The organism is Streptomyces sp. NPDC046203 (assembly GCF_040646255.1).
GTDB lineage: Bacteria > Actinomycetota > Actinomycetes > Streptomycetales > Streptomycetaceae > Streptomyces.
Genome location: NZ_JBEYZX010000005.1, coordinates 30240 through 55678 on the forward strand (window position 1 = coordinate 30240; position 25439 = coordinate 55678).

The 25439-nt window shown below is 71.4% G+C and carries 23 protein-coding genes and 1 pseudogene; 12 read left to right on the plus strand and 12 right to left on the minus strand.

Features of this window, described 5'->3' with window-relative positions:
* The first annotated feature begins 208 nt into the window (after nucleotides 1–208).
* Together trpS and ABZ990_RS05800 are read left to right on the plus strand one after the other, a co-directional pair.
* Nucleotides 209–1222 (plus strand): tryptophan--tRNA ligase, encoded by a 1014-nt coding sequence (gene trpS / locus ABZ990_RS05795; protein ID WP_361225843.1) that lies wholly within the window; start codon nucleotides 209–211, stop codon nucleotides 1220–1222.
* A gap of 360 nt (nucleotides 1223–1582) precedes the next feature.
* Nucleotides 1583–2173: a 2'-5' RNA ligase family protein gene (locus ABZ990_RS05800; RefSeq protein ID WP_361225846.1), complete on the plus strand. Its 591-nt coding sequence runs from the start codon at nucleotides 1583–1585 to the stop codon at nucleotides 2171–2173.
* A gap of 87 nt (nucleotides 2174–2260) precedes the next feature.
* Here ABZ990_RS05800 and ABZ990_RS05805 read toward each other — a convergent pair whose 3' ends face one another.
* Together ABZ990_RS05805 and ABZ990_RS05810 are read right to left on the minus strand one after the other, a co-directional pair.
* A complete protein-coding gene (locus ABZ990_RS05805) occupies nucleotides 2261–3067 on the minus strand; it encodes a decaprenylphospho-beta-D-erythro-pentofuranosid-2-ulose 2-reductase (RefSeq protein WP_361226373.1) in 807 nt (268 codons plus the stop codon).
* A 131-nt stretch (nucleotides 3068–3198) separates the two neighbouring features.
* Complete coding sequence (locus tag ABZ990_RS05810) at nucleotides 3199–4752, minus strand: FAD-binding oxidoreductase (protein ID WP_361225849.1); 1554 nt, start codon at nucleotides 4750–4752, stop codon at nucleotides 3199–3201.
* Between the two features lie 245 nt (nucleotides 4753–4997).
* On the opposite strand from ABZ990_RS05810, the gene ABZ990_RS05815 reads away from it, so the two are divergent.
* Complete coding sequence (locus tag ABZ990_RS05815; RefSeq protein WP_361225852.1) at nucleotides 4998–6017, plus strand: YihY/virulence factor BrkB family protein; 1020 nt, start codon at nucleotides 4998–5000, stop codon at nucleotides 6015–6017.
* On the opposite strand, the pseudogene ABZ990_RS05820 reads toward ABZ990_RS05815, so the two are convergent.
* Nucleotides 6001–7206: pseudogene (locus tag ABZ990_RS05820) on the minus strand (D-alanyl-D-alanine carboxypeptidase); the annotation flags it as partial. The gene ABZ990_RS05815 and the pseudogene ABZ990_RS05820 overlap by 17 nt on opposite strands.
* A gap of 446 nt (nucleotides 7207–7652) precedes the next feature.
* Between ABZ990_RS05820 and ABZ990_RS05825 the strand changes: the two are divergent.
* Complete coding sequence (locus ABZ990_RS05825) at nucleotides 7653–7889, plus strand: hypothetical protein (RefSeq protein WP_361225855.1); 237 nt, start codon at nucleotides 7653–7655, stop codon at nucleotides 7887–7889.
* A gap of 220 nt (nucleotides 7890–8109) precedes the next feature.
* Here the strand turns inward: ABZ990_RS05825 and ABZ990_RS05830 are convergent, their stop codons facing one another.
* Nucleotides 8110–8340, minus strand: a complete 231-nt coding sequence (locus tag ABZ990_RS05830; protein ID WP_361225858.1) for a hypothetical protein — start codon at nucleotides 8338–8340, stop codon at nucleotides 8110–8112.
* 505 nt (nucleotides 8341–8845) lie between these two features.
* Here ABZ990_RS05830 and ABZ990_RS05835 point away from each other — a divergent pair.
* The 3 genes from ABZ990_RS05835 to ABZ990_RS05845 all read left to right on the plus strand — a co-directional run bounded on the left by ABZ990_RS05835 (nucleotide 8846) and on the right by ABZ990_RS05845 (nucleotide 13379).
* Nucleotides 8846–9973 carry a helix-turn-helix transcriptional regulator gene (locus ABZ990_RS05835; RefSeq protein ID WP_361225861.1) on the plus strand — a complete coding sequence of 376 codons (1128 nt, stop codon included), beginning with the start codon at nucleotides 8846–8848 and terminating at the stop codon, nucleotides 9971–9973.
* Between the two features lie 211 nt (nucleotides 9974–10184).
* Entirely contained in the window at nucleotides 10185–11543 is a 1359-nt protein-coding gene (locus tag ABZ990_RS05840; protein WP_361226376.1) for a metallophosphoesterase, read from the plus strand.
* A 276-nt stretch (nucleotides 11544–11819) separates the two neighbouring features.
* Nucleotides 11820–13379 carry an ABC transporter substrate-binding protein gene (locus ABZ990_RS05845; protein ID WP_361225864.1) on the plus strand — a complete coding sequence of 520 codons (1560 nt, stop codon included), beginning with the start codon at nucleotides 11820–11822 and terminating at the stop codon, nucleotides 13377–13379.
* A 157-nt stretch (nucleotides 13380–13536) separates the two neighbouring features.
* Here the strand turns inward: ABZ990_RS05845 and ABZ990_RS05850 are convergent, their stop codons facing one another.
* Together ABZ990_RS05850 and ABZ990_RS05855 are read right to left on the minus strand one after the other, a co-directional pair.
* Nucleotides 13537–14328: a TetR family transcriptional regulator gene (locus tag ABZ990_RS05850; RefSeq protein ID WP_361225866.1), complete on the minus strand. Its 792-nt coding sequence runs from the start codon at nucleotides 14326–14328 to the stop codon at nucleotides 13537–13539.
* 98 nt (nucleotides 14329–14426) lie between these two features.
* Entirely contained in the window at nucleotides 14427–14891 is a 465-nt protein-coding gene (locus ABZ990_RS05855) for a hypothetical protein (protein ID WP_361225869.1), read from the minus strand.
* A 135-nt stretch (nucleotides 14892–15026) separates the two neighbouring features.
* Here ABZ990_RS05855 and ABZ990_RS05860 point away from each other — a divergent pair, with 135 nt between their 5' ends.
* The gene (locus tag ABZ990_RS05860; protein ID WP_361225872.1) at nucleotides 15027–15785 is read left to right on the plus strand and encodes an alpha/beta hydrolase; all 759 of its coding nucleotides are present in this window, start codon (nucleotides 15027–15029) and stop codon (nucleotides 15783–15785) included.
* A 177-nt stretch (nucleotides 15786–15962) separates the two neighbouring features.
* Entirely contained in the window at nucleotides 15963–16517 is a 555-nt protein-coding gene (locus ABZ990_RS05865) for a MarR family transcriptional regulator (RefSeq protein ID WP_361225875.1), read from the plus strand.
* A gap of 150 nt (nucleotides 16518–16667) precedes the next feature.
* Here the strand turns inward: ABZ990_RS05865 and ABZ990_RS05870 are convergent, their stop codons facing one another.
* From ABZ990_RS05870 to ABZ990_RS05890, 5 genes are all read right to left on the minus strand, one after another.
* The gene (locus ABZ990_RS05870) at nucleotides 16668–17426 is read right to left on the minus strand and encodes a succinate dehydrogenase iron-sulfur subunit (RefSeq protein ID WP_361225877.1); all 759 of its coding nucleotides are present in this window, start codon (nucleotides 17424–17426) and stop codon (nucleotides 16668–16670) included.
* Nucleotides 17426–19180, minus strand: coding sequence for a succinate dehydrogenase flavoprotein subunit (sdhA, locus tag ABZ990_RS05875; RefSeq protein ID WP_361225880.1), 1755 nt, complete (start codon nucleotides 19178–19180; stop codon nucleotides 17426–17428). The genes ABZ990_RS05870 and sdhA overlap by 1 nt, the downstream gene beginning before the upstream one ends.
* A 25-nt stretch (nucleotides 19181–19205) precedes the next feature.
* Nucleotides 19206–19682 carry a succinate dehydrogenase hydrophobic membrane anchor subunit gene (locus ABZ990_RS05880; protein WP_361225883.1) on the minus strand — a complete coding sequence of 159 codons (477 nt, stop codon included), beginning with the start codon at nucleotides 19680–19682 and terminating at the stop codon, nucleotides 19206–19208.
* 8 nt (nucleotides 19683–19690) lie between these two features.
* Nucleotides 19691–20071, minus strand: coding sequence for a succinate dehydrogenase, cytochrome b556 subunit (gene sdhC / locus ABZ990_RS05885; protein WP_361225886.1), 381 nt, complete (start codon nucleotides 20069–20071; stop codon nucleotides 19691–19693).
* Between the two features lie 167 nt (nucleotides 20072–20238).
* A complete protein-coding gene (locus ABZ990_RS05890; RefSeq protein WP_361225889.1) occupies nucleotides 20239–20763 on the minus strand; it encodes a 2-oxo-4-hydroxy-4-carboxy-5-ureidoimidazoline decarboxylase in 525 nt (174 codons plus the stop codon).
* A 632-nt stretch (nucleotides 20764–21395) separates the two neighbouring features.
* Between ABZ990_RS05890 and ABZ990_RS05895 the strand changes: the two genes are divergently transcribed.
* From ABZ990_RS05895 to ABZ990_RS05905, 3 genes are all read left to right on the plus strand, one after another.
* Nucleotides 21396–23033, plus strand: coding sequence for a glycoside hydrolase family 20 protein (locus ABZ990_RS05895; protein WP_361225892.1), 1638 nt, complete (start codon nucleotides 21396–21398; stop codon nucleotides 23031–23033).
* Nucleotides 23034–23214: 181 nt separating this feature from the next.
* On the plus strand, nucleotides 23215–23868 hold the full coding sequence (locus ABZ990_RS05900; RefSeq protein WP_361225895.1) for a DUF4328 domain-containing protein: 654 nt from the start codon (nucleotides 23215–23217) through the stop codon (nucleotides 23866–23868).
* Nucleotides 23869–23988: 120 nt separating this feature from the next.
* Nucleotides 23989–24513 carry a hypothetical protein gene (locus ABZ990_RS05905; protein WP_361226379.1) on the plus strand — a complete coding sequence of 175 codons (525 nt, stop codon included), beginning with the start codon at nucleotides 23989–23991 and terminating at the stop codon, nucleotides 24511–24513.
* A gap of 98 nt (nucleotides 24514–24611) precedes the next feature.
* Here ABZ990_RS05905 and ABZ990_RS05910 read toward each other — a convergent pair whose 3' ends face one another.
* Nucleotides 24612–25367, minus strand: a complete 756-nt coding sequence (locus ABZ990_RS05910) for a Clp protease N-terminal domain-containing protein (RefSeq protein ID WP_361225897.1) — start codon at nucleotides 25365–25367, stop codon at nucleotides 24612–24614.
* Between the last annotated feature and the right edge of the window lie 72 nt (nucleotides 25368–25439).

Genomic DNA, 25439 nt, shown 5'->3' on the forward strand with positions numbered 1-25439 from the left:
GTCGCTCGGTCGCGGGACGAAGAAACCTGGGCGTCGCGTCGCGGGGGAGATCCGGGGGCGGTGGGTACGGGGGACCCGGGTCCGTACGCTTCCGTGCGCGTCGGCCCGGGGGTCGCTTCCGGGCCCGCTCCCGCGCCCGCTCCCACCCCCGATCCCGCCCCCGCTCCCGCGTCCGGAGGCGGGGTGCGTACCTGAGACAATGAGAGGCATGGCCTCTGAACGTCTCCGTGTGCTCTCCGGAATCCAGCCCACCGCAGGCTCGTTCCACCTCGGCAACTACCTCGGTGCGGTACGTCAGTGGGTCGCGCTGCAGGAGTCCCACGACGCCTTCTACATGGTGGTGGACCTGCACGCGATCACGGTTCCGCAGGACCCCGCCGAGCTGCGCGCCAATACCCGGCTCGCCACCGCCCAGCTGCTCGCCGCCGGCGTCGACCCGGACCGCTGCACCCTCTTCGTCCAGAGCCACGTGGCCGAGCACGCCCAGCTGGCCTGGGTCATGAACTGCCTCACCGGCTTCGGCGAGGCCTCCCGCATGACCCAGTTCAAGGACAAGTCCGCCCGGCACGGCGCCGACCGCACCACCGTCGGTCTGTTCACGTACCCGGTCCTCCAGGTCGCGGACATCCTGCTCTACCAGGCGAACCAGGTCCCGGTCGGCGAGGACCAGCGCCAGCACATCGAGCTGACGCGCGACATCGCCGAGCGCTTCAACACGCGCTTCGGCGACACCTTCACGATCCCCGAGGCGTACATCCTCAAGGAGACCGCGAAGATCTACGACCTGCAGGACCCGACGATCAAGATGAGCAAGTCGGCCTCCAGCCCCAAGGGTCTGATCAACCTGCTCGACGACCCGAAGGCCACCGCGAAGAAGGTCAAGAGCGCGGTCACCGACACCGACACGGTGATCCGTTACGACCCGGTGGAGAAGGCCGGCGTCTCCAACCTGCTCACCATCATGTCCGTGCTCACCGACACGTCGATCGCCGACCTGGAGAAGAGCTACGAGGGCAAGATGTACGGCGCCCTGAAGACCGACCTGGCCGAGGTCATGGTGGACTTCGTCACGCCGTTCCGGACCCGTACCCAGGAATACCTGGACGACCCGGAGACGTTGGACAAGATCCTGGCCAAGGGCGCGGAGAAGGCGCGGACCGTCGCCGCCGAGACCCTGGCGCGGACGTACGACGAGATCGGCTTCCTGCCCGCCCGCCACTGAGCGGCGGACCGGTAACGGGCCGGGCCCCGGCGAGACGGGTCCCGGCCCGTCGGCGGTGCCCGGCGCGTCACCGGCGGCCTGGAGTCCAAGGACCCTGGCCAGGAGGGCGGTGCAGGACGCACACTGGCGACTGACCGCACCGCCCGGATCCGGACCCGCCGGATCCGATCCGATCCGATCCGTCGGCCGTGCCGCCCGATCGCCTCACCCGATCGCACCGCCCGGACCCGAACCGTCCGCAGGCGGACGAGGGACGGCGGACAATGGACGGCGGAAGGCGCGACGACGCGACGATACGGCGACGCGGCGGCGCGACGGCGGACGACGTACGACGGACTACCGAGGAGCGAGGAGAACGACGTGGGGACCGTAACGCTCGGCGTTTCGATCGCGGTCCCGGAGCCTCACGGCAGCCTGCTCCAGGAGCGGCGCGCGGGCTTCGGGGATCCCGCCGCGTACGGCATTCCCACCCACGTCACCCTGCTCCCGCCCACCGAGGTGGACACCGGCCTGCTGCCCGCGATCGAGGCGCACCTGGGCGGCGTCGCGGCGCTCAGCGACCCGTTCGGCATGCGCCTGGAGGGCACCGGCACGTTCCGTCCGGTGTCCCCGGTCGTCTATGTGCGGCTCGCGGAAGGGGCCGGCGACTGCGACCTGCTCCAGCAGCGGATCCGGGACGAGGCCGGGCCCGTGCCGCGCGAGCTGCAGTTCCCGTACCACCCGCACGTCACCGTCGCCCACGCCATCGCCGAGGAGGCGATGGACCGCGCCTTCGCGGAACTGTCCGGGTACGAGGCGGCGTGGACCTGCCGTTCCTTCGCGCTGTACGAGCAGGGCGCGGACGCGGTGTGGCGGAAGCTGTACGACTACGAGTTCGGCAGCGGGCGCGCGATCACCGCCGTCCCGGCGCAGGGCGGCAGCCCGGTCGACGCGCCCCGCACGATGTGCTGATCATGGTGCGGCCGGTCCCGTGAGTACGGCCGGCTGATCATCGGGGCATATGCCGTTCCAGGCCGTTCCTTCTCAGCTATCCCGCCGTCACACCGGCAGGCGTCGGAACAGCGGGCGTGGCATATGCCGTACCGCCGTCATCACGGCCCGCAGCGCTCCCGGCACCCACACCATCTCCGAGCGGCGCCGCAGACCCAGCTCGATCGCCGTCGCGACCGCCTCCGGGGTGGTCGCCAGCACGGTGTCCGCCGAGTCGTGCCCCGTGTCCCCAGCGCCCCCTGATTCCCCCGGCCGCCCTGCTCCGGCCGCTGCGTGCGGTGTACGGACGGCTCCAGGGCGTACGACCATCACGTGCACGCCCGTGCCGTACAGCGCGTCCCCCAGGCCCTGCGCGAAGGCGTCCAGGCCGGCCTTGGAGGAGCCGTAGATGAAGTCGGCCCGCCGGGCCCGCTCGCCGGCCACCGACGACAGCACCACCAGCGCGCCGTGCCCCTGCGCCTGGAGCGCCTGCGCGCAGACCAGGCCGGCCGAGACGGCGCCCGTGTAGTTGGTCTGCGCGACCCGGACGGCGGCGAGCGGGTCGGACTCGTCGCGCGCCTGGTCGCCGGGGATGCCGAAGGCCAGCAGCACCATGTCGATGTCACCCTCGGTGAAGACCTTGCCGAGCCGTTCCGCGTGGGACTCGGGGTCCAGGGCGTCGAAGGACACGGTGTGGACGTCGGCGCCGAGCGCGCGCAGCGAGTCGGCGGCGTCGGTGAGGGCGGGGGAGGGGCGGCCGGCCAGCCACACCGTACGGGTGCGGCGGGCGATCAGCCGGCGGGCGGTGGCCAGACCGATCGCGGAGGTGCCGCCGAGGACGAGCAGGGACTGGGGTGCGCCGAAGGCGTCCTTCATGGCGTTCACGCTCCTGGCGGATGGCCGCCGAAGAGACGGACGGCCGAAGACGGACGGGGGAGGCAGGTGGGTGGAGGTCGGAGGCAGCGGAGGTCGGAGGCAGGGGGCGGTGATCAGGGCCGGGGGCGGGCTCAGAGGCCGAGACGGCGGGCGAGGTCGGAGACGAAGACCGCGCCCGGGTCGAGCGCGGCGCGCAAGTCGCGGAAGGCGCCGAGCCCCGGATACATCGACTCCACGAGGTCGGGACGCAGCCGTGCGTCCTCCGAGAGCCGGACCCGGCCGCCGGCCGCCGCGATCTCCTCGTCCAGCGTGTCGAGGAAGCAGCCGAGACCGGGGGAGGACGCGGGGAGGTCGACGGCGAGCGTCCAGCCGGGCAGGGGGAACGACAGCAGGCCGGGCCCGGTCTCGCCGAACCGTTTCAGTACGCCCGGGGACCTCGCGCAGCCGCGCGCCGCGATCCGCCCCACCACCCGGCGCAGCGTCTCCTCCTGGCCGTACCCGACGGCGAACTCGTACCGCACGAAGCCGCCCCGCCTGACGTGCGGGAAGCCGTCGCGGGGGTGGAGGAACGCGGTGAGCGACCGGAACCGGCCCGTCGCCCCTGCCGACCCGTCCGACCCCGCGCGCGTAGCGCGAGCACGGACATCGTCGATCAGAGTGGCGACGCTCAGCCCTGGCAGCCCTGGCAGCCCTGGCAGCCCTGGCAGTCCCGGCAGTCCCAGCAGCCCTTCGGGTCCCTGCCGAAGGGTGGCGAGCGGCGTGCGGCGGGCGCGCGCGGGCAGGGCCTCGCGCGGAGTGTGGTCGGCCCGGGCGAGGACGGCGCGGCCGGTCGCCGCCCCGCGCGCGAGGAGGTCGACCCGGGCGGCGGTGTAACGGTGCCCGGGGCCGGGGGCGGTGAACCGGGCCAGCAGGTCGTCGAAGCCGCCGGCACGCTCGGTGGCCACGGTCACCAGGGCCGTCTCGACGGGCAGCAGCCGCAGCGTGACGGAGAGGATCACACCGGTCAGGCCCAGGCCACCGGCGGTGGCGTCGAAGAGCGGCATGCCGGGGACGACCGTGTGCGTCTGCCCGTCGGCGGTGAGCAGGTCGAAGGAGACGACGTGCCGGGAGAAGGTGCCGGAGTCGGGGTGGTTCGCACCGTGGACGTCGGCGGCGACGGCGCCGCCGACCGTGACATGGCGGGTGGCGGGAGCTACCGGCACACACCAGCCGAGCGGCAGCACCGCCCGCGCCAGCCGGTACAGGCCGGTGCCCGCGTCGCAGACGACGACCCCGGCGACCGCGTCGACGGCGCGGATCCGGGCGAGCCGGGTCAGATCGAGGACCGTGCCGCCGGCGTTCTGGGCGGCGTCCCCGTGGGCGCGGCCGAGACCGCGGGCGATCGCCCCGCGCGTGCCGTGGCCGTACGACAGGACGGCCGAGGCGGTCTCCTCGTACGTCCGGGGGCGGAGCACGTAGGCGAGGCTGGGGGCGGTGCGGCCCCGCCCGATGAGGATCTCGAAGTCGGCGTCGGGGCCGGGGCCGGTGCCATCCCCCGGGGCGCTGTCCGCAGCACCGTCCTGGGAGCCGTCCACGAGCGGGACCGGGACCGGAACGGGAACGGACGCGACGGGAACAGGGACGGGAACAGGGACGGACGCGGGGACGGGTGTGAGCGCGGGCGCGACGGCGGTCTCGGCTGCCATGGGGGTGACCGTATAGCCGGGAGTGTCGCTTATGCGGTGATTGGCGGGCGGTTCGTCGAAATGGGTGATGAAACGAAGGTCGGGAAAGCGGCCCGCCGCGCCCGACACCCCGCGTCCCAGCCCCCCGTCGGCCGACACGGCGTCAGAACCGGGCACGCCCCGGGCAGTCGTACGCCATCTGCGATTCTGGGAGGCCCGGATGCCGGTGCTCCGGATCCCGTCCCCGAGGAAGAGACGCGTACGCGATGGACTGGCTGACCAAGCTCCCCGTCGTCGGCCCCTGGGTCGTACGGCTGATGCGGACCCATGCGTGGCGCGCGTACGAACGCCTCGACGCCGTCCACTGGAGCCGGCTCGCCGCCGCCATCACCTTCCTCAGCTTCCTGGCCCTCTTCCCCTTGATCACGGTCGGGGCCGCCGTCGGGGCCGCGCTGCTGAGCCCGGAGGGGCTGGCCTCGATCGAGAAGAAGATCACCGATCAGGTGCCGGGCATCTCCGAACAGCTCGACATCGCCGGACTCGTCGCCAACGCGGGCGCGGTCGGCCTCGTCGCCGGTGGTGTGCTGCTTTTCATGGGCATCGGCTGGATCGGGTCCATGCGCGACTGTCTGCGGGCCGTCTGGGAACTCGACGGGGTCGACGAGGGCAATCCGTTCGTCCGCAAGGGCAAGGACGCGATCGTGCTGCTCGGCCTCGGCGGCGTGCTGCTCGGCTCGCTCGCCGCGTCCTGGCTCGGCGCCACCGCCGTCGGCTGGACCGCCGGCCGGCTCGGGATCTCGCACCGCGGCGCGGGCGGGCTGCTCCTCGAAGGGGCCGCGATCCTGGTGGCGATAATCGCCGACTTCCTGATCCTGACGTACGTCCTGACCCTGCTGCCCGGCGTCGAGCCGAGGCGCCGCGACCTGGTCGTCGCGGCGCTGATCGGCTCGGTCGGCTTCGAGCTCCTGAAGCTGCTGCTCGGCGGCTATATGAAGGGCGTCGCGGCGAAGTCCATGTACGGGGCCTTCGGCGTGCCCGTCGCCCTGCTGCTGTGGATCAACTTCATGGCGAAACTGCTGCTGTTCTGCGCCGCCTGGACGGCGACCGGGGGCGACAGGGCGGCGCGGTCCGCCGTCAGGGATTCACGTCCTCGTCGGCCGGAGGAGCCGTCCGGGAGGACTGAGACGAACGAGCGGAACGGGAAGAGCGCGAATCGGCCGGGGGACCGGCCGGGGAAGCGGCCCGGGAACGCCGGGCCTGACTCGCCGCCGGCCACCGCCGGTTGACCAGGAACGCGCCGCCCGCGATCAGCACGAGCGCACCGCCCACCACGCCCAGCGCGATGCCGGCGCCCCCGCCCGAATCCTCGGCGGCGGCCGCGGCGGCCTGCTGCGCCGCCGTGCCGCCCGTCCCGTTCGAGGACGCTCCCTTGCCCGTGCCCTCCTTCACCACGGCCGACGCCGGCGGCACCAGCTCGCCGACCGGCGTCACCTTCCCGTAGGCCGCGAAGCCCCAGTCGAGCAGCCGCGCGGCCTCCTTGTAGACGGCGTGGCTCTCCTTCGACGACGGGTTCATGACGGTGACGAGCAGCTTCCGCCCGTCGCGCTCCGCGACGCCCGTGAAGGTCGCCCCCGCGTGCGTGGTGTTGCCGTTCTTCACCCCGGCGATGCCCGGGTACGGTGCCACGTCGAGGTCACCGGTCAGCAGCCGGTTGGTGTTCTGGATCTCGAAGGTCGCGCGCTTCTTCTCGCCCTTCTTCTGCTCGCCCGGGAACTGTGTGCGGGCGGTGGCGGCGTACTTGCGGAAGTCGGGCTTCTGCATGCCGCTGCGGGCGATGAGGGTCAGGTCGTACGCGGAGGACAGCTGGCCGCTCTGGTCGTAGCCGTCCGGCGACTTGACCGTGGTGTCCAGAGCCTGGAGTTCGACGGCGTGTGCCTGCATCTGCTGGACGGTCTGGTCCACCCCGCCGTTCATGGCGGACAGCACGTGCACGGCGTCGTTCCCGGAGCGCAGGAAGACCCCCAGCCACAGGTCCTGGACGCTGTAGGTCTGGTTCTCCTTGATGCCGACCAGGCTGGAGCCCTCGCCCACGCCGGCCAGGTCGGCCAGGGTGACGGTGTGGTTCTCCGTCGGGGCGAACTTCGGCAGCAGCGTGTCCGCGAACAGCATCTTCAGGGTCGACGCGGGGGCCAGCCGCCAGTGCGCGTTGTTGGCGGCGAGCACCTGACCGCTCTCGGCGTCCGCCACGATCCACGACCGCCCGCTCACGTCCTTGGGCAGCACCGGCGCACCCGGCAGCAACTGCACCTGGGCGCCGGGGCGGGACAGCACCTCGCCGCCCACCTTCGACATCATCGCGGGGGGCTTCGGCTGCTCCGGTCCCTTGTCCTTGCCGTCCGCGTACGCGGGGGTAGCGGCGAGGAAGGGGAGGAGGGAGGCGGCGACACCGACCGTCAATGCGACCTTCGCGGTCATCTTCGATACCAGCACGATCGAGAACGTACATCTCCGGAACGCCGATCCCGACCACGCGGCCCGGTTCGTCCAGGCTCGTCCACTCGTATCCCTGGTGGCTGATGTCGCGCGCATCCCGATTCCTGCCGTCGTCGGTGAAGAAGGCGGCAGGCCGGGGCGGCCGTCCGCACATACAAGGACGACAATCAGCCCGCCCGGGATCCGGGTCGGGCGCGGTGAACGGGTGAATTCGGCCAGGCGGCCCGGGGCGGTGGTGCGGGCCGGTGCCAGGGGGCGGTGGTACGGGCCGGTGCCAGGGGGCGGCGGTACGGCCCGATGCCACGGCCCGGTGTCAGGGCAGGGGCCCGGCGTCGCGGGTGTCACTTCCAGGCGGACCCTGCCGCAAGATCGCCCCGGCCTCGTTCGATACTGGCAGGGCACGGCCACCCCACTCCGAAGGACACCTCATGAAGCTCAGCCGCCGCGTCTCCTGGTTCCTGCTCGCGTTCGGCGTCTGGTCCTGGGTGATCTGGGTGACCTTCGCGAAGAACTTGTGGAAGGACGGGAGCGGCCTCGCCTTCGACGACGCGGGCGACCCGACCGCGTACTTCTGGGTCCACCTGCTGCTCGCGATCACGTCCTTCATCCTCGGAACGGCCATCGGCGTCATCGGCCTCCGGGGCGTCCGGGCGAGCAAAAAGTAAGGTCCCCGCCTGTGTGTCACAGGACACAGGGACCCGGTACGACCTGAACTCCCCAGTGCGGGGCCGTACCGGGTCGGACCGGTCCGGTGGAGACCATCACGAAGCCACCGGACCGGGGCTCTGGTGCCCCGCCCACTCCCCGGCTCGGACAAAGCGAGGAATGGGCGGGGCGGGGCCGACTCGACAGGAGAGACCCACCTCGCGCCGAGCCGGAGTCCGGTCAGGTGTCGAGCCGGCGTACGACCGCCACGTCCGTCCACTCGCGGGCGAAGGCGGTGTGCGTGGCGTTCAGGCCCGTGTGGGTCATGATCGCGTCGCTGGCGGCGTCGAAGTCGGTGGAGGGTGCCAACGTCCATCCGCACCCGGGCGTCAGGCAGTGGGCCGCCATGGTCGCTTCGCTCTCCGAAGCCGCCGCGATCGTGTGCGCGGCGAACTGGAACACCGTCGTCATGTTCCCTCGGCCTTCCTCTCGGCTGCCGCAGCCTGTGTGACGGCGATGCGGACGCCCAGCGCGCAGATCTGCCCACTCCGACACACCGGGCACCACTCGGCGTGACATCGCTCGGCCCGCGCGAGTATCCGAAGGTCTACCGGCCGTGGGTCGTCGGACAGCTCGACAAACAGCCGCCCAGAGGCAGGGGCACTCACGAACGGGCCTCCCGCCTGGGGCACGCCACATGTCGGTAGACGTGCGCGGGTACCCCGGACTGACGCTCGATGTCGAATCGCTGCGCCCGCTGGCTGGGAGTAAAGCTCAAGCCGCAGTCGGGACAGCTGCTCCCCAGGGGCGCGACCGTTTCGTGGCTCTGTCCAGTCAAGTGCCCTGCCCTCTCTTGCGTAGTGCGTCGATGATCTGGCCGACCCGGCGAGCCAACTAGTGGCATACCTAGGGGCATTCGCTGTTCGAATCGCCCTATCTGTCGGTCAAGTGGCACCCCTGGAGGCAAGATGGCGGCATGACGATCGGGGTGCTGATCACGGATCTCCGCAAGACTCGCGGATGGAGCCAGGGCCGACTAGCGTCGGAAATCAACGCTGCCTTCGGCACCAACCTTGATCGGGAGTACGTCAGTCGTTGGGAGCGTTCCAAGGTGGTGCCGGGGCCCTTCTACCTCCGGTGCCTGTCGGCCGTCCTGGACGTGCCCCTAGCCGTTCTAGAGGGTGAAGTGAAGCGTCGTACGTTCCTGACCGATGCCGCCGGGGCAGTGATAGCGCCCGCAGTCGCCTCGGATCTGCTCAGCCTGGGGTTCGCGGCCCGGCTTCAAGGTGGCCCGTCTGTGGATGCGTGGGAGGCGAAGCTGGCCACCTACGGCACGGAGTACATGAGTCTTGGCGCTGCCGACATCCAACGGCGCGTGAGTGGCGAACTCGTTGTAGTGCAGCAGCAGTTGGAGAATCCGCGGCTCTGGTCGGCGGCCTCCCGGCTCATGACCCTGTACGCGAAGACGTTCCCGGGTTCGGACGGGGCGAAGGCCGTGCACTGGTACCGGATGGCAGCGCAGGCAGCGGACGAGTCCGGCGACGACGACGCGCGGGTCTGGGTCCGGGGTCGGGCCGCCATCGCGCTGGGGTACGAGGGGGCGTCCCTCGGCGTCGCTGACGTTCTGGCCGATCAAGCGATGGCGATCAGCGACCGGCCGTCCCTCGGGCTGTTGAACGCCATCTTCGGTAAAGCGCACGCGGCAGCCATCCGGGGCGACGCCGACACGGCGCGCAGGCTCATGGACGACGGGCGGCGGGTGTTCGACCGGGCCGGATCGTACGAGCAGACCAGTGACTACGCGGTGCCGTGGTGGCGGCTCAACGTGTTCGTCTCGCTGCTCGCCGCCAGGCTCGGGGACGAGTCCGCGGCGGTAGCCGCACAGGACGCGGCAAACAAGGAGCTACCCGCCGAACTTCCCCGCTTCGCAACGCATCTGGAGATGCACCGGGGCCTTATGCTCGCCCGTTCCGGGGACGTGCGCGGCGGAGTCGCCTACGCCCGATCGGCGCTCGATGCACTGCCGTCCGAGAAGCACTCGCTGACACTGCGGCTTCTCATGGAGGAAGTCGAGCAGGTCGGCGCGGGAGCCCTCCGGGACTAGGAAGCGGAGGAGCCCACACCACGGCCCTCCCCGGAGGCACCATGTGCCGGGAGTCCTTCGGGGTGCGCGGGACGTTCCCTGCCCGTATCGGACCGCCCCGCCGGAGCCGGGCGGCGGGGTCTCGCCCCCGCCGCCCGGCGCTGCCACGGCAGGGGGCGGCCATGGTGTCGTCGACGGAAGAACGCAGAGGGGTGGGCGGAACGTGATCGTGATGTTCCTGCTGGTACTGGTCGTGGTGCTGGGACTGCTGGGGGCGGTCCACTGGTACGTGTGGCGGCGCCTGGTGCGCGATCTGACGCGGCCCCGTACCGCCGCCCGCCGGGCGGGCACCGCCGTCCTGATCGCGCTGCCCCTGACCTCCCTCGGGGCGCTGGTCTCCGGGCGCGGCGGCGCGCCGTTCGTCGTGGAGCAGATCTTCGCCTGGCCCGGGTTCCTGTGGCTCGCGCTGCTGCTGTACGTGACACTCGCGCTGGCGGTCACCGAACCGCTGCGACCCCTGCTGCGCCGCGCCCTCGCCCGTAAGGCCGCCGGGGGAGCCGAGGGAGCCGAGGGAGCCGGAGAGGCGGTGGCCCCGGCCCTCGTCCCGGCCGCTGCCCCCGCTGCCACCGCCCCGTCCGCCACCGCCCCCACCGCCCGGACCGCCACCGGCCCGGCCGCGGAACCGGCCCCCGAGCCGCCGGCCCCTGAAGTAACGGCCCCCGAGCCGACAGCCACCACGGAACCGGCCCCCGACACCCCCGCCCTCTCCCGCCGCCTCTTCGTCAACCGGCTCGTCACCACCTCCGCCGTCGCCGTCGCCGCCGGGACCGTCGGCTACGGGACGTACGGCGTGCTGCGCGGCCCGCGCGTGAAGCGGGTGACGGTGCCGCTGGCGAAGCTGCCGCGCGCCGCGCACGGCTACCGGATCGCCGTCGTCTCGGACATCCACCTCGGCCCGATCCTGGGCCGGGCCCACACCCAGCGGATCGTCGACACGATCAACGCCACCCAGCCCGACCTCGTCGCCGTCGTCGGCGACCTGGTCGACGGCTCCGTGGCCGATCTCGGCCCCGCCGCCGAACCGCTCGCCCGGCTGACTGCCCGCGACGGCACGTACTTCGTGACCGGCAACCACGAGTACTTCTCGGGCGCCGACGCCTGGGTCGATCACGTCCGCGAACTGGGTCTGCGTCCGCTGCGCAACGCGCGCGTGGAGATCGGCGCCGGATTCGACCTCGCCGGCGTGGACGACGTCGCGGGCAAGAGCCAGGGCCAGGGGCCCGACTTCGACAAGGCGCTCGGCGACCGCGACCCGGCCCGTACGGCCGTCCTCCTCGCGCACCAGCCGATCGTCATCGACGACGCCGTCCGCCACGGCGTCGATCTCCAGCTCTCCGGCCACACCCACGGCGGCCAGCTGTGGCCCGGCAACCTGATCGCCGAACTCGCCAACCCGACCGTCGCCGGGCTCGAACGCTACGGCGACACCCAGCTGTACGTGTCGCGCGGCGCCGGGGCCTGGGGCCCGCCCGTGCGGGTCGGCGCGCCGTCGGACATCACGGTCGTCGAGCTGGCTTCCCGGCAGGCGTGAGGAAACCCCCGCAACGGGGCGTCGTACCGCGATACCCCCGTACGGGGCGGTCCCAAATGGGCCGCCCCGTACGGCTGAAGACGGAATATGCCCGCCGGATACGTGCCGCTCAGTCCGCTGAAATCCCCTATCCCTGGACATATGCGCGCCCAAAGAGAATTGACTCTTCCACTTGTGAAAACCGTGTGATGAGATGACGCCACCGCGGCAGGGGCAAGGCAGGGGCAGGGAGCCGTCGCGGCAGCGGGGTGGGTACGACAAAAGGAAACACGTCTCATGCGGTCGACGGTCCGTCTGCGCGTCTTGATCACTTGTGGAGTCCTGGTGGCCGCCGGGGTCGGCGGCTGGCAGCTGCTGCCCTCCGACGAGGTTCGGGCCGACCCGATCGCCATCGGCACGACGGACGAGGTCACCGCGCTCGACCCGGCCGGCGCCTACGACGTCGGCTCCTGGGCCATGTACAGCAACATCTACCAGTCGCTGCTGACCTTCAAGCCGGGCATCCCGACCCCGGTGCCGGACGCCGCCGAGTCCTGCCGGTTCAACGGCACGGGGCTCACCACGTACGAGTGCACGCTCCGCGACGACCTCACCTTCTCCAACGGCCGGAAGGTCACCGGCGAGGACGTCCGCTTCTCCTTCGAGCGGATCCTCGCCATCAAGTCGGACGTCGGTCCCTCGTCGCTCTTCCCGACGCTCAAGAGCGTCGTCTCCGAGGGCCGGAAGGTCACGTTCCACCTCCGGGGCCGGGACGCCACCTTCCCGCTGAAGCTCGCCACCGGCGCCGGCTCGATCGTCGACCACAGCACCTACCCGGCCAAGTCGCTGCGCACGGGCGGGACGGTGGACGGCTCAGGGCCGTACCTCCTGAAGGAGTACCACCCCGGCCGGACGGCCACGCTCGAACCGAACCCCCACTACCGGGGCGCCGTCACCCGCGCCGGCCACCCGGTCGAGGTGAAGTACTTCAAGGAGTCCGCCGAGCTCGCCGCCGCCTGGAAGGCCGGCCAAGTCGACGTGACGCACCGGCAGATGCCGCCGGACTTCCTCAACAAGCTGGGCGACGAGACGCAGTCGGGCACTCGCGTCACCGAGGCGGCCAGCGCCGAGACGCGCAATCTCTACTTCAACGTGCGCTCCGGCTCGGTCATGACGGAGAAGGCCGTACGGCAGGCCATCGCCGCGCTCGTCGACCGCCCGGCCATCGCGACCGGCCCGTACAAGGGGACCGTCGAGCCGCTGTACTCGATCATCCCGCAGGGCTTCAACGGTCACAGCACCGCGTTCTACGACACCGACCCCGAGCCCGACGTCGCCAAGGCGACCCGGCTGCTGCGCGAGGCCGGCATCACCACGCCCGTGCGCTTCACCCTCGGCCACCGCAAGGACGCCACCTACGCCGCCGAGGCCGCCGAGCTGAAGAAGCAGCTGGAGGAGAGCGGGCTGTTCGAGGTCGAGGTGAAGCCGGTGGTGTGGACGGAGTTCCAGAAGGAGTACGCGAAGGGGGCGTTCGACGCGTACACGGTCGGCTGGCTTCCCGACTTCCCCGACTCCGACAACTTCGCGGGCCCGCTCGTCGGCACCGACAACACCATGCACAACGGGTACTCCAGCGCGACGATCGACTCGCTCGTCGCCGAGACCCAGCAGTACAGCGACCGGCAGGAGGCCACAGCCCACTTCAAGGCCTTCCAGACCGAGGTCGCCAAGGACGTACCGCTGGTGCCGCTGTGGCAGAAGAAGGACTTCGTGCTGTCCACGGAGGCCGTCGCGGGCTCGCAGTACCTGACCGACGGCACGGGCATCTGGCGCCTGTGGGAACTCGGCTGGATCTAGACCCGGACGATTCCCCGGTTCCGGTTCCGGTGCCGGTGCCGGTCCCGGTGCCTCCGCCCCGTACGGCCCGCCTTCCCCGGCGGCCGTGCGGGGCGTTCTCCGTTACTCGACCCCTCCTTGGCGACTACTTGGCGATTGCTCGGCGGCTGCTCGGCGACTACTTGTCCACGGTGCTGCGGACCTTCGGAATGACGAACTCCTCCATCAGCGACACGGCGTCCCGGACCAGGGGGCGGACCACCTTGAACCGGGACAGGCGCACGACGCGGGCGACCATGGGCGTGCACTTGTGGATGAAGGCGCGGGTGCGTTCGGTGTCCTCGGAGCGGTCGAACACCCAGTACAGGACGACGCCCATGAGGAAGAGCCACAGGAGGTCCGGCAGGAGCTCGGCCAGCTCCGCGTCCAGCTTCCGGCCCACGTCCGAGCCCTTGAGCACGTCGCGGTAGATCTGGACCGCTTCGGCGCGGGCCGGGTGGGACTCGTCCGAGAACGGGTTCAGCGGGCTCTCCGGGTCCGCCGCCGTGCTGAAGAACTGGCCCGCGAACTGGTGGTACGGCCGCGCGCAGTCCACCCAGGCCGCGGTGGCGATCTCCAGGCGCTCCCCGAAGTCCTTGACCCCGTGCAGGCGTTCGCTCGACACCTGCGCGTGTACGTGGCTCATGCCGTCGTAGAAGCCGGTGATCAGGGACGCCTTCGAGTCGAAGTAGTAGTAGGCGTTCCCTACCGAGACCCCGGCATCTTTCGCGATGGCCCGCATGGTCGTCTTCTCGTAGCCGCGCTCCTGGAAGAGCCGCATGGCGGTCTCCAGGATGAGCGCCCGGGTCTGCTCGCTCTTCGGCGCCTTGGCGGCGGGCTTGGCGTCCGGCGCGGCCTCCCGCCCGGTTGCCGGTTCGGCGCCCGGCGTCGTGCCGTGCCGGTCGTCCTTCTTAGCCCTCGCGTCGTTCACGGGATGGAGCCTAGTCGGCCCGCGAGCGGCGCCCCGCACCGTCCTCCGGTCAGGGGAGTCGAGGGCGGGGCCGCGTCGCGGGGCCGGATCGCGGGGCCTCAGGCCTGGGCCGTCGGCGGGGTGAACGGGTGCGGCTGTCCCGGTCCGCCGGCGGCCGGCGGCAGGAACGGGCCCGGCATCCCGGGGAGACCGCCGGGCAGCGGTGCCTGGCCGGGCGGCGTCGTGCCCCGGCGGCGCATCTTGTTGAGGACGTAGAAGTTGCCGAGGTGCATCACGCCGAGGACGAGCAGGACGACACCGAGCTTGACCGACAGCGCCTCCAGGATCCCCCGGACGTCGAAGACGCCGTGGTCCTCGCTCAGGTAGAGGGCGACGAAGCCGAGGTTGACGAGGTAGAAGCCGACGACGAGCAGATGGTTCACGGCGTCGGCGAGCTTCTCGTTCCCGCTCAGGACGTCGGAGAGGAAGACCCGGCCGTTGCGGCTGAGGGTACGGGCGACCCAGACGGTGAGCCCGACGCTGACGAGCAGATAGGCGATGTAGGTGACGACGGTGAGGTCCATGCCCCACGCTCCCTTGAACGTGTTCAAAGCTGACGGGAGTGACTGTAGACCTCTCCTTGAACGCGTTCAAGTCGGGATGTCGGGCCATCAGGAAACCGCTGGTCGCTGGAAGTTCGGACCCATAGGGTCAGGCGCATGACACTTGCTTACGACGTGGCCGGCGACGGCCCCTCCACCGTCCTGCTGATCCACTCCGGCGTCTGTGACCGGCGCATGTGGGACGGGCAGTTCCACGCCCTCGCCGAGGCCGGGCACCGGGTGGTGCGATGCGACCTACGGGGGTTCGGCGAGACGCCGATCGACGCGCCCCACGTCCACGCCGACGACCTGCGCGAGCTGCTCGACCACCTCGGCATCGAGCGCGCCGCCCTCGTCGGCTCCTCCTTCGGCGGCAAGGTGGCCCTGGAGTTCGCCGTACGACACCCCGGCCGCACCACCGCCCTCGCGCTGCTCTGCTCCGCCGCCCACGAGCACGAACCCAGCGCGCGGCTACGGGAGTTCAACGCGCGCGAGTGGGAGCTGCTCGTCGACGGCGACATCGCCGCCGCGGCCGAGCTCAACGTCGACCTCTGGCTCGGCCCGGACGCCGATGCCGCCGCCCGTGACCTGGTGCGGCGGATGCAGACCCGCGTCTTCGAACTCACGCTGCCCGCGCCCGACGAGTTCGACTCCGTCGACGTCGAGGTCACCGACAAGGACCTTGCCGCGCTCGACCTCCCCGTCCTCGTCGCCACCGGCGCCAAGGACGTCCCCGACTTCACCGCGATCGGCGACCGTTACGCGGCCCTCATCCCCGCCGCCCGCCGCGTCACCCTCGACTGGGCCGGCCACCTGCCCGCGCTGGAGCGGCCGGAGGAGACGGCCCGCCTGCTCCGCGACTTCCTCGCCGCCTGACCCTCGCCGCCTACCCTCGTACCGGCCTCACCCCCCGGCAGCCTCGTCCGCTCCACCCGTTCGGCCCTTCGCGAGCAGGCGGGCCGGCCGGGCCACCCGGTCCGGTCCCTGGTTCGCCCCCCGGCTCGGTCACCCGGCCGCGTTGCCGAAACCCGCCGCAGACGTGACGATCGGCCCATGGCACCGATCGGGGAACCGACCGGGACACCGCGCGCGGACGCACCGGACTGGACCGACGGTCACGTCGCCCGCTGGCAGGCCGTACTGCCCGAGCTCGACCCGGTCGTCGAGGGCGCGGTCACCCGGATGAAGAAGCTGTCCGTCCACCTCCGCCGGGTGCGCGAGCAGTCCCTGCTCGACTTCGGGCTGGAACGCCACGAGTTCGACACCCTCCACAGGCTCGCCGGGCGCGGCGGCACCGCCGCCCCCTCCGACCTCGCCCAGGACCTCGATCTCGCTCCCGCCTCGGTCGCCGGCCGCCTCGACGCCCTGGAGAAACGCGGCTTCGTCCGCCGTACCCCGGCCGCCGCCGACCGCCACCGCGTGGTCGTCGAACTCACCCGGGCCGGCCGCGCGACCTGGCTCGGCGCGCGGGACGTCCTCGGCCACGAGGAGTACCGCCTGCTGGGCGTCCTCAGCCCCGAGGAACGAGCCACCCTCAACGACCTGCTCCGCCGCGTCATGGCCGCCGCCGAGAGCGGCACCGGCACCCTCGACCCCTGGCACGGCTGACGGCGCCGCTGGGCCCCCAGCCCCGCCGCCACGGTCCCCCTCACCTCCCGCCCCCGGACATGCGGAAGGCCCCGCATCCCTCCCGGGAAACGGGGCCTTCCGTCAACAGCCGAACAGCCGAACAGCGAAACCGCCGAACAGCGTGAAAGATCAGAAGCGACGCGTGATCAGCGCGCGCTTGACTTCCTGGATCGCCTTCGTGACCTCGATGCCACGCGGGCAGGCGTCCGTGCAGTTGAACGTCGTGCGGCAGCGCCACACGCCGTCCTTGTCGTTCAGGATCTCCAGGCGCTGCTCGCCCGCCTCGTCACGCGAGTCGAAGATGAAGCGGTGCGCGTTGACGATCGCGGCCGGACCGAAGTACTGGCCGTCGTTCCAGAAGACCGGGCAGGACGACGTGCACGCGGCGCACAGGATGCACTTGGTGGTGTCGTCGAAGCGCTCGCGGTCCTCGGCGGACTGCAGACGCTCGCGCGTCGGCTCGTTGCCCTTGGTGATGAGGAACGGCATGACGTCGCGGTACGCCTGGAAGAAGGGCTCCATGTCGACCACGAGGTCCTTGAGCACCGTGAGGCCCTTGATGGGCTCGACGGTGATCGGCTTCTCGGGGTTGAGGTCCTTGATCAGCGTCTTGCAGGCGAGCCTGTTCTTGCCGTTGATCCGCATCGCGTCCGAGCCGCAGATGCCGTGGGCGCAGGAGCGCCGGAAGGTGAGCGTGCCGTCCAGGTCCCACTTGATCTTGTGGAGACCGTCGAGCACGCGCTCCTTCGGGTCCAGGTCGATCTGGAAGTCCTCCCAGACCGCCGCGTCCGACACCTCGGGGTTGAAGCGGCGGATGCGGAAGGTGACCGTGATGTAGGGGGACGCGGCGGCGTCCTTCTCCACCTTGTCCAGTACGGGAGTAGCCATCAGTACTTACGCTCCATCGGCTGGTAGCGGGTCTGGACGACCGGCTTGTAGTCGAGACGGACGGTCTCGGCGCCGTCGTCGCCGACCTCGCGGTACGCCATGGTGTGGCGCATGAAGTTGACGTCGTCGCGGTTCGGGTAGTCCTCGCGGTAGTGACCGCCGCGGGACTCCTTGCGCGCCAGGGCCGAGACGGCCATGACCTCGGCCAGCTCGAGCAGGTTGCCCAGCTCGATGGCCTCCAGGAGGTCGGTGTTGAAGCGCTTGCCCTTGTCCTGGATGGACACGTTCTTGTAGCGCTCGCGCAGCTCCGCGACCTTGTCGACGGCGGCCTTGATGGTCTGCTCGGTACGGAACACCATCACGTTGGCGTCCATCGTCTCCTGCAGCTCGCGGCGCAGCTCGGCGACCCGCTCGGTGCCGGTGGAGTTGCGCAGGTTCTCGATCTGCGCGACGACCATGGACTCCGGGTTCTCCGGCAGCTCGACGTAGTCGGCCTTGTGGGAGTACTCGGCGGCGGCGATGCCCGCGCGACGGCCGAAGACGTTGATGTCGAGCAGCGAGTTGGTGCCGAGGCGGTTGGCGCCGTGCACCGACACGCAGGCCACCTCGCCGGCCGCGTACAGACCCGGGACGACGGTGGTGTTGTCCGCCAGGACCTCACCCTCGACGTTGGTCGGGATGCCGCCCATGGCGTAGTGCGCGGTGGGCTGGATCGGGATCGGGTCCGTGTACGGCTCGATGCCGAGGTACGTACGGGCGAACTCGGTGATGTCCGGGAGCTTGGCGTCGAGCTGCTCCGGCGGGAGGTGCGTCAGGTCCAGGTAGACGTGGTCGCCCTCGGGACCGCAGCCGCGGCCCTCGCGGATCTCCGTGTAGATGGAGCGGGAGACGACGTCACGGGACGCGAGGTCCTTCATGACCGGCGCGTACTTCTCCATGAAGCGCTCGCCGTCCTTGTTGCGCAGGATGCCGCCCTCACCGCGGGCGCCCTCCGTGAGCAGGATGCCCATGCGCCAGATGCCCGTCGGGTGGAACTGGAAGAACTCCATGTCCTCCAGCGGCAGACCACGGCGGTAGCAGGCGGCCTGGCCGTCACCGGTCAGGGTGTGCGCGTTGGACGTCACCTTGAAGAACTTGCCGGTGCCGCCGGACGCGTAGACCACGGACTTCGCCTGGAAGACGTGGATCTCGCCGGTGGCCAGCTCGTAGGCGACGACACCGGCCGACGTACGGACGCCGTCGACCTCGGTGATCAGCTGGTCCAGGACGTAGAACTCGTTGAAGAACTCCACGCCCTCCTTGACGCAGTTCTGGTACAGCGTCTGGAGGATCATGTGACCGGTGCGGTCGGCGGCGTAGCACGCACGGCGGACCGGGGCCTCGCCGTGGTTGCGGGAGTGACCGCCGAAGCGGCGCTGGTCGATCTCGCCCGCGGGGGTCCGGTTGAACGGCAGACCCATCTTCTCGAGGTCGAGAACGGCGTCGATGGCCTCCTTCGCGAGGATCTCGGCGGCGTCCTGGTCGACCAGGTAGTCACCACCCTTGATCGTGTCGAAGGTGTGCCACTCCCAGTTGTCCTCCTCCACGTTCGCCAGCGCGGCGGCCATGCCGCCCTGCGCGGCGCCCGTGTGGGAGCGGGTGGGGTAGAGCTTCGTCAGCACGGCGGTGCGGCTGCGCTTCGTCGCCTCGATGGCGGCGCGCATGCCGGCGCCGCCGGCGCCGACGATGACGGTGTCGTACTTGTGGAACTTCATGACGTGGATTACCTCAGCCCCGTGCCTAGCGGATGTTCGGGTCGAAGGTGAAGATCACCAGCGTGCCCAGAAGGATGGTGAACACCGTGGCGGTGTACAGCAGGCCCTTGAGCCACAGACGCGTGTTGGCACGCTCCGCGTAGTCGTTGACGACGGTACGGAGGCCGTTGGCGCCGTGCAGCATCGCCAGCCACAGCATCAGCAGGTCCCAGACCTGCCAGAACGGGGACGCCCAGCGGCCGGCCACGAAGGCGAAGCCGATCTTGGAGACGCCGCCGTCCAGGAAGAGCTGGATCAGCAGGTGGCCGAGGACGAGGACGACGAGGACCACGCCGGAGAGGCGCATGAAGAGCCACGCGGCCATCTCGAAGTTGCCGCGGGTGGCACGCGGGGTCTTGCCCGTGCGCTTGCGGGGGGCCTCGATGAACGGCGCCGGGTTGTCGACGTCGTAACGCACGCCGCCCTCGACGGGGCCGATCGCGGTGGAGGTCTCAGTGGACATGTCTGGCGTCAGCTCCCGAACAGTTCACGTGCGGCGTGGCCGAGGACGGGGTACAGCGAGCCCGCCATCAGCACGACCCAGATGCCCACGACGGTCCAGAGCATCTGCTTCTGGTAGCGCGGGCCCTTGGACCAGAAGTCCACGGCGATGACGCGAAGGCCGTTGAGCGCGTGGAAAAGGATGGCGGCGACAAGGCCGTACTCGAGGAGTGCGACGATCGGCGTCTTGTAGGTCGCCACGACGTTGTCGTAGGCCTCGGGAGAGACGCGGACGAGAGCGGTGTCCAGCACGTGGACGAACAGGAAGAAGAAGATGAGGACGCCGGTGACTCGATGAGCCACCCAGGACCACATTCCTTCCCGGCCGCGGTACAGCGTTCCAGCCGGCACGGAAAAACCCTCCGGGAGCGGGGATCGGGGCCGGCCGGCTTTCTGTCGGTCTGGCCCGGCCGGGTACGGTCCACCGGCCCCGGTCATCGTAGCGACGACTTGTCGGTTCGCTCGCGCGGGGTCCATAGGTGTGATCAAACAGGCACGTTCGGCCTATCGTCACACCCCTATTCGCCACATTCCGGGCGAACAGGGCCCGCATAAATCGAACACTTGATCCGAGCGCGGGCGAGTCGCCGCAGTTCATCGGCGGCGACGACCCGTTCCTCCTCCTTTTCGTTGCCGAGACGTGACCGGATGGCCGCCAGGATCCGGTCCAGCCGTTCGGCCGGGGCCACTGTGTCCAGGCTGATCACGAAGGCGTGGCCGAACCGGCCCTGGTACGCGGCGAGGCCGGCGTCCAGCGCGGTGCGGGCCGCGGGCGGCGCGTCCGGGGGCGCCGGGGTGGCGGTCTCGTGGGCGAGGGCCGCGTCCAGCTCGGGGCCCGACAGGTCGTATCCGGCCTCGTCAGCGGCGGCGAGGAGGGAGTCGACGGTCGGGTACGGGCGGTGCGCGCTCACTCGTTCAGCCCAGCGGTGACTGCCGCAGCAGCCGAACAGCAGGGTCGTGGCGGCGGTGGGCGGGGCCGCGTTGAAGCGGGCGAGGCCGCGCAGATGCCGCCCGGCGCCGGGCTCGGCGGACACGGCGGACACGGCGGCGGGCCCCAGGATCCGGCAGGGGGCGGAGAGGGTGGCGGAGCCGGAGGGGCCGGAGGGGCCGGAAGGGCCGGAGGATCCGGCGGTGTGGCCTGCGGTGCGGGCGGGGGTGTGGCTGGTCAGGGGGACTCCGGGAGCGAGGGCGGCTGGGGCGTGGCACCCGGGCGGGTGCGGTCACGTCCCTCACGGTCCCACCCGTACGGCGGACCCGCGGCCCTGCCTTTTCGTGGGCGCGGCCCCGTGGGCGCGTCCCCGCGCGCGTGGCGGCGGGAAGAGGGCGGGGCGGGCGCGGGTTCACGGGTACGCGCGCGTGGCGCGGGTACGAGTGCGGGCGACGAGGTGGGCCGGTGACGCGTGGACGAGGTGCGGGCCCGTACGCGCGGGAGCGCGGGACGGGCGTGCGAGGTGCGTGGCGTGCGGGACATGCGGGAAGCGCGAGAAGGGGGGATGGTGCGAAGGAAGTGAAAAGGGTGGTGGCCGAGGTGTGGGTGTGACGTCACGCTATCGGCGGGACGGGGGAGGCGTCCGACGGATGCGCGAATTTCATCAAGACGAGTGGGTTTCGCCGCCTCGGTAGACCGAAAGGCCGAGAAGATGCGGTTTCGCGCCGTGAGGGAGGATTCCGGGTGATGCGGTACTCCATACGAGAGCCCCGTCGGGGCCCCGTACTGATGGCGGCGGCGGTGGCACTGGCCACCCTGACCGCCTGTTCCAACGGCTCCTCCGCCGGGCCGCCGCCCACCGGCACCGGTGCGGCCCCCGCGACCGGGGCGCCCACCGCGACGGCCCCGGCGAACCCGAGCCCGAGCCCGACCCCCACGCCGACCCCGACCCGGACGTATCCGCTGTCCACGGCGCCCCAGGTCATCCCCGCCGTCGGCCGCCACGAGGCCGCCCGCGGCCCCGGCTGGAAACCCGGCCCCGGCACCGGTGTGGTCGTCGCCGCCAAGGACGAGGCGGCCCTGGCCGACGAGGCCCGGCTGATAGCGGGCGAACTGGCCATCCCGTACCGGGGCACCGCCGCCGCCCGCCCCGGTGACGTCAGCCTCGCGCTCGGCGGCTCCGGCGGCGCCGAGTCGTACACCCTGGCCGTCTCGGGCGGTGGCGTCCGGATCACCGGACCCGGCGAGGCCGGTGTCTTCTACGGCACCCGAACTCTCAAACAGTCCGTCAGGTCCACCGGCGCGATACCCGAGGGCACGGTCACCGACGCGCCCGCCAAGCCCCAGCGCGGACTGATGGTCGACATCGCCCGCAAGTACTTCAGCGCCGGCTGGATCGAGGCCCGGCTGCGCGAGATGGCCGACCTCAAGCTCAACCAGCTGGGTCTGCACTTCTCCGACGACCAGGGCTTCCGGATCGCCTCGGACAGCCACCCCGAGATCGTCTCCGCCCAGCACCTGAGCAAGGCGGAGGTACGGCGGATCGTCGCCCTGGCGAACAGCCTGCACATCCAGGTCGTCCCCGAGATCGACTCGCCCGGACACCTCGGCGCGGTCATCGCGGCCCACCCCGACCTCCAGCTGGTCAGCGCGGGCGGCAAGGCGCCGCGCGGGGCCGTGGACATCTCCAAGCCCGCCTCGGCGAAGATCGTCGACGAGCTGCTGCGCGAGTACATGGGGCTGTTCCCCGGCTCGTACTGGCATCTGGGCGGCGACGAGTACGTGGCCCTGATGGTGAGCAACCCCGAGGCCACCTATCCGCAGCTGGCCCGCGCCGCGGTCGCCCGCTTCGGCGCCGGCGCCCGGGTCAAGGACCTCACCACCGGCTGGCTCAACGACCGCGCGGCCACCGTCCGCCCGTCCGGCCGCGCCCTGCGCGCCTGGAACGACGGCTTCTTCACCGGGGGCGTCGTCGCGGCGGACAAGGACCTCCAGGTCGCGTACTGGACCGGCAAGGAGATCGGCGCCCGGACTCCGACGTCGTATCTGAGCGAGGGCCGGACGATGCTCAACTACAACGACGAGTACCTCTATTACGTACTCGGTCAGCCGAACACCTTTGTCTACCCCACCGGCCGCCGGATCTACGAGGAGTGGACCCCGCTCGTCCTGCGCGGCACCACCCCGGTCCCGGCCCGCTACGACCCGCAGATCCTCGGCGGCAGCTTCGCCGTCTGGTGCGACCTGGCCGGCTCGCAGACCGAGGCCCAGGTGGCGGACGGGATCCGGATGCCGGTGACGGCGACGGCGCAGAAGCTGTGGGACGCGCGGAAGCCGACGGCGAGCTGGCAGGAGTTCACGGGGCTGGCGGCGCGGGTGCGGTAGCGCCGGAGGTACGGGCGGGGGCGGCCGGGCCGGCGGGGCGGGCGGGGCGGGCGGCCGTCTGGCGGATATATGTAGACGGAAATGGTCCGTTTGGCGTACGTTCCGTCATCTGCGGCGGCCGGACGGCCGCGCCGGCGCTTCTGGGGAGGGGCGCCGTGAATCCCTGGGGGGATCCGTTTCCATGCTCATGCTTCGCGATCCGAACGGGCTTGCCCGTGCGCTCGTCGTCCTGCTCGCGGCGAACATCGCCGTGGACTTTCCGCTCGCCACGATCGACCTCTACACCCTGAGCCTCGACTACACGGTGGCCGGGGCCCCCGACGGTCCGTCCGAGGCGGCCGCCGAGATCGGCCTGATGCTTCCGGTCTACGGCCTGGCCATCCTGCTGTACCTGGCGACCATCGTCGTGTTCATCGTCTGGTTCCACCGGGCGCGGCAGAACGCCGGGGTGTGGGCCCCGGATCTGCAGAGCCGGGGCGCCGGCTGGGCGATCGGCGGCTGGTTCGTGCCGTTCGTCTGGTTCTGGATCCCGCGCGGGATCGCCGGCGACATCTGGCGTTCCAGCCGTCCGGATCCGTACGCCGCCGACCGCTCCGGTGAACTGACGGTCGTCAACGTCTGGTGGGGGCTGTGGGTCGCGGGCAACCTCGTGGCCCGGCTCTCCGGTCGGCTGGAGGACCGGGCGGAGACGGTCGACGAAGCGCTGACGGCGACGTGGTGGTCCCTCGCGGGCACCGGACTCGAGATCGGCGCCGCCGTTTTCGCGATTCTCTTCGTGCGTCGGGTGACCTCTATGCAGAACGCGAAGGCCAATGGCATGATTCCGGCCGCGTAGCGACGAAAACACGCCATCAGGCGTCGTGGGGAACGCTGCGTCCGCATCGGTGGCGAGGAGGCGTCGATGACGTCCGCGACGAGCACGGTCACGAGCACGGCGACGAGCACGAGCACGAGCATGGGTACGGCCGCGGCCGCGGGTCTGCCGGAACTGATCGGCCGGGCCGACGCGCGCGGGCTCGCCGCCGCCGGGCTCGCCTGTCTGGACCGGTGTCTGCCGCTGCTCGCGTCCGCCGACCGGGCCACCGAGGTGCTGCGGCCGGTATGGGCCGCCGTCGCGCGCGGGGACGGCGCGGCCTGGGGGACGGCCCTCGCCAAGGTGCGGGCCGAACTGGGTGACGGTACGGCTGGGACGGCCGGCGCGCTGGTGCACGGGATGCTGGCCGGGGCGCCCGCCGACTGGGCCGAGGGCCCGCTGCGGACGTGGGCCGGGGAATGCTCGGGCGCCGCGCTCGCCGTACACGAGCACTACGACGCGAAGCCGGGCATCGGCCTGCTCCGCGCGGGTGAACTCCGGCGCCAGCAGGCCGTCCTGGAGTCGGCGGCGCACGGACCGACCGGTCTGCGCCGGGCGCGCGAACTGTCCGCCGAGGGTGGCCGGGTGCTGCGCGCGGTCGTCGCGCGCCGGGCGCGCACGGCGTGAACCAGGGGGCGTGAGCGGTACGGGTACGAGGCGCGCGCCCGTACCCGTACCGCCCCCGCACACGTACCCGTCCCCGGCCCGCCGGGTCGTACGGTCGGTCAGGACTCCGCCGGCGGTTCCTCGGTCAGGAGGTCGGCGACGGCCTCGGCGATCTGCTGCTCGGCCCGCGCCTTGTCGAGGCCGAGGTCCGCGAGCGGACCCTTGCCGTCCTCGAACTCCATCAGCGCGAGCAGGAGGTGCTCGGTGCCGACGTAGTTGTGGCCGAGGCGCAGGGCCTCGCGGAAGGTGAGTTCCAGGACCTTCTTGGCGTCCGCGTCGTAGGGGATGAGCGCGGGCACCTCCTCGGCGGCGGCCGGGAGGTGCGGGGTGACCGCCTCGCGGATCCGTTCCGGGGTGACGCCCTGGGAGCCGGCCCAGTGGAGCGCGAGCCCCTCCGGCTCGGCGAGCAGGCCGAGCGCGAGGTGGGCGGGGGTCATCTTGTCGTTGCGGGCGGCGGTGGCCTCGTTCTGGGCGGCCATCACGACGTTGCGGGCGCGGGGCGTGAAGCGGCTGAACCCGGCGTTCGGATCCATCTTCGCCGCGTCGCCGGCCGTGTCGTCCTTGGGGACGAACCGCTTCTGGACGGCCTGCCGGGTGACGCCCATGCTCTTGCCGATGTCGCTCCAGGACGCCCCGGCGCGGCGGGCCTGGTCGACGAAGTGCCCGATGAGGTGGTCGGCGATCTCGCCGAGGTGGTCGGCCGCGATGACGGCGTCGGACAGCTGGTCCAGGGCGTCGCCCGGGTGCGTCTTCTTGATCGCGTCGATCAGGTCGTCCAGGCGCACGGGGCGGCTCATGCCGAGTGGATTCGTCATGAGTGCAACCCTAGGTTGACAGCCGAGAGGCGTCAACCGATGGTTGACATGTCGGGGGTGGGGCCGCAGGGC

Coding starts and splice junctions, on each gene's coding strand:
- trpS (WP_361225843.1), top strand. CDS start 209: ATGGCCTCTGAACGTCTCCGTGTGCTCTCCGGAATCCAGCCCACCGCA.
- ABZ990_RS05805 (WP_361226373.1), bottom strand. CDS start 3,067: ATGAAGGACGCCTTCGGCGCACCCCAGTCCCTGCTCGTCCTCGGCGGC.
- ABZ990_RS05810 (WP_361225849.1), bottom strand. CDS start 4,752: ATGGCAGCCGAGACCGCCGTCGCGCCCGCGCTCACACCCGTCCCCGCG.
- ABZ990_RS05815 (WP_361225852.1), top strand. CDS start 4,998: ATGGACTGGCTGACCAAGCTCCCCGTCGTCGGCCCCTGGGTCGTACGG.
- ABZ990_RS05825 (WP_361225855.1), top strand. CDS start 7,653: ATGAAGCTCAGCCGCCGCGTCTCCTGGTTCCTGCTCGCGTTCGGCGTC.
- ABZ990_RS05830 (WP_361225858.1), bottom strand. CDS start 8,340: ATGACGACGGTGTTCCAGTTCGCCGCGCACACGATCGCGGCGGCTTCG.
- ABZ990_RS05835 (WP_361225861.1), top strand. CDS start 8,846: ATGACGATCGGGGTGCTGATCACGGATCTCCGCAAGACTCGCGGATGG.
- ABZ990_RS05840 (WP_361226376.1), top strand. CDS start 10,185: ATGTTCCTGCTGGTACTGGTCGTGGTGCTGGGACTGCTGGGGGCGGTC.
- ABZ990_RS05845 (WP_361225864.1), top strand. CDS start 11,820: ATGCGGTCGACGGTCCGTCTGCGCGTCTTGATCACTTGTGGAGTCCTG.
- ABZ990_RS05855 (WP_361225869.1), bottom strand. CDS start 14,891: ATGGACCTCACCGTCGTCACCTACATCGCCTATCTGCTCGTCAGCGTC.
- ABZ990_RS05860 (WP_361225872.1), top strand. CDS start 15,027: ATGACACTTGCTTACGACGTGGCCGGCGACGGCCCCTCCACCGTCCTG.
- ABZ990_RS05865 (WP_361225875.1), top strand. CDS start 15,963: ATGGCACCGATCGGGGAACCGACCGGGACACCGCGCGCGGACGCACCG.
- ABZ990_RS05870 (WP_361225877.1), bottom strand. CDS start 17,426: ATGGCTACTCCCGTACTGGACAAGGTGGAGAAGGACGCCGCCGCGTCC.
- sdhA (WP_361225880.1), bottom strand. CDS start 19,180: ATGAAGTTCCACAAGTACGACACCGTCATCGTCGGCGCCGGCGGCGCC.
- ABZ990_RS05880 (WP_361225883.1), bottom strand. CDS start 19,682: ATGTCCACTGAGACCTCCACCGCGATCGGCCCCGTCGAGGGCGGCGTG.
- ABZ990_RS05895 (WP_361225892.1), top strand. CDS start 21,396: ATGCGGTACTCCATACGAGAGCCCCGTCGGGGCCCCGTACTGATGGCG.
- ABZ990_RS05900 (WP_361225895.1), top strand. CDS start 23,215: ATGCTCATGCTTCGCGATCCGAACGGGCTTGCCCGTGCGCTCGTCGTC.
- ABZ990_RS05905 (WP_361226379.1), top strand. CDS start 23,989: ATGGGTACGGCCGCGGCCGCGGGTCTGCCGGAACTGATCGGCCGGGCC.
- ABZ990_RS05910 (WP_361225897.1), bottom strand. CDS start 25,367: ATGACGAATCCACTCGGCATGAGCCGCCCCGTGCGCCTGGACGACCTG.